Below are 2,183 nucleotides of genomic sequence, written 5' to 3'. Positions count from 1 at the left end.
CTTCTGGGCTGCGCTGTCGGCTTGYTGCGCCGCGGCATCCGACTTGTCATTGGCCTGCGCGAGCGGCTCTTCGACGGCGTTGCGCGCGGCCGACTCGATCGCCGGCTTCAGCAGCAGGAACCAGAGGGCGAGCAGGAGGAGCAGGAGGAGCAGCAGGGCGAGCAGGAGCTTCCACAGCCACTTGGGGAACACCCGGTCCTGCACGTAGCTGCCCGGCAGCACGATCGGCTCGGTCGCCGTGGCCGTGGCGGTCGCGGTGGCCGTCGCGGTGCCGGGCGTGCCGGCGCCGGTGGACAGCGCCGCCGCCCAGGCCGCATCGGATGCGGGCGGCGGACCCTCGGGCACGACCGACACGGAGTACTGGTGGGTGACCGGGTCGCCGCGCCAGATGCGGGCGACCGGCCGCAGGTCGATGTCGACGAACTCGGTGTGGCCTGGATCGATGATCACCTCGGGGGAGGGCGTCGAGAGCCCGAGCCGGTCGGAGCTCGTCGCCGCGATCGCCGCGATGAGCTGCGTGTTGCCGCGGTTGTCGACGGCGACGCGCACACGATGGCGTCCGCGTCCGCGGGCGATCCGGGGCACGAGCTCCGCCTCGGTCTGTGCGAAGGGCAGCACCGTCAGCACCGTCTCGGCGACGGCCATCGCGTCGGGCTGCTCGACCGCCCTGGCGCGCACGCCGAGCGCCACCTCGCCGATCATCGACTCGGGCGACCGCGGGGCCAGCACCGTGACGGTCGCCGTCTCGGACTTGCCAGGGTAGATGGTGAGGGTGCCGGGCTCGACCGTCGCCCACGCCGCGACCTGCCCGACCGGCGCGAGCTCGAACGACTCGACGAGCAGCGTGTCGTTGAGCACGGTCAGCGTGAACGAGACGGGCGTGCCCGGGTCGACCGACGCGGACGCCGGCGTGATGGTCGCGGTGGTGGCCATGGCGTCACGCTACGGCCGGCTGGAAGCGACCGCGGAGCCCGCGCGGCCTGCCGCTCGCGCAACGAAGTTGCCCGTTGAGCGGGTGTTGAGTGCGCGAAGAGGATGCCCGGACATACTGTCCCCGAGCACCCCGCACGACCCGCAACCCGCACTTGCGAAGGAACGACCATGACCAGAACGACCGTGCGGGTCTATGCGCGCGACCCCATCTCCGAGGCGGGCGTCGCGAGCGCGCTCCGCCCCCGCCCCGAGGTGCGCGTCGTCGGGCCGCAGGAGGAGGAGGCGCCCGACGTGGTGCTCGTCATCTCCGACGAGGTCGACGACGAGACCCTCAACACCCTGCGCTTCCTGCGCCGCAACGGCTCGAGCCGCGTCGTGCTCATCTCGTCGCACCTCGACGACAAGGATCTCGTGCGCGCCGTCGAGAGCGGCGTCGTCGGGTTGGTGCGCCGAGCGGATGCCACGACCGACCGCCTCGTGTCGGTGATCCTCACGGCAGCCGCCGGCGAGGGCGCGGTGCCGCCCGACCTGCTCGGCCGCCTCCTCGACCAGGTCGGCCGGCTGCAGCGCACCGTGCTCGACCCGCGCGGCATCACCTTCACGGGCCTCGCCGCCCGGGAGGTGGACGTGCTCCGACTCGTCGCCGAGGGCTGGGACACCGCGCAGATCGCGACGAAGCTCTCGTACTCCGAGCGCACGGTGAAGAACGTGCTCCACGACGTGACCACGCGCCTGCAGTTGCGCAACCGCTCGCACGCGGTGGCGTACGCGGTGCGCGAGGGACTCATCTGAGCGGATACCGTGGGCGGCCGCTCGTGAGGGTCGCCGCGGGCGGCTGCCCGAGGGGGTAATCCCGGCTGCACCGAAGGGTGCCCGGCCTCGGCTGCCGCACACGCGCACTGCCTCGAAGGTTGAGGGGTCGGAGGAGGATCGTGACGAGCCGGAGCCGGATCGCCTGGGCGAGCGTCGCCATGACGCTCGCGGTGCTCCTCGGCGCCTCGACGATCGTCGCCGCGTCGCCGGCCGTGGCGGCGGACGAACCGGTTCCCGCCTTCTCGGTCGACGTGACGACCTCACCGCGGACCGCCCCGGGCGGGACCTGGGTGCGCGCGAGCGTCACGGTGACCGCCCGGGACGCCGACGTCTACCCCGATGCACTCGTCTCGGTCGCGATGAGCTGGGACACGACGCGGCTCTCCGTCGGCACGGGCACCGAGCACGGGGTGGACGGCTGCCTGGTGGTCATGGAC

Annotated in this window: 3 protein-coding genes; 2 read left to right on the top strand and 1 reads right to left on the bottom strand. The window is 72.8% G+C overall.

Going from position 1 to position 2,183, the window contains the following annotated elements; all coding sequences use genetic code 11:
• Nucleotides 1-933: COG1470 family protein (locus AC1DY2_RS18970; protein WP_476763824.1), on the bottom strand; the 933-nt coding region annotated here is incomplete at its 3' end.
• Between the two features lie 168 nt (nucleotides 934-1,101).
• Between AC1DY2_RS18970 and AC1DY2_RS18965 the strand changes: the two genes are divergently transcribed.
• Both AC1DY2_RS18965 and AC1DY2_RS18960 read left to right on the top strand, forming a co-directional pair.
• Complete coding sequence (locus tag AC1DY2_RS18965; RefSeq protein ID WP_159604858.1) at nucleotides 1,102-1,725, top strand: response regulator transcription factor; 624 nt, start codon at nucleotides 1,102-1,104, stop codon at nucleotides 1,723-1,725.
• Between the two features lie 140 nt (nucleotides 1,726-1,865).
• On the top strand, nucleotides 1,866-2,183 hold a 318-nt coding region (locus AC1DY2_RS18960; protein WP_476763823.1), incomplete at its 3' end, for a hypothetical protein.

It is taken from the genome of Agromyces sp. P1_H4, assembly GCF_056405255.1.
This window is presented reverse-complemented; position numbering and strand designations above follow the sequence as displayed.

Excerpts from the sequence above, each read along its gene's own strand:
- AC1DY2_RS18965 (WP_159604858.1), top strand. The coding sequence starts at position 1,102 with ATGACCAGAACGACCGTGCGGGTCTATGCGCGCGACCCCATCTCCGAG.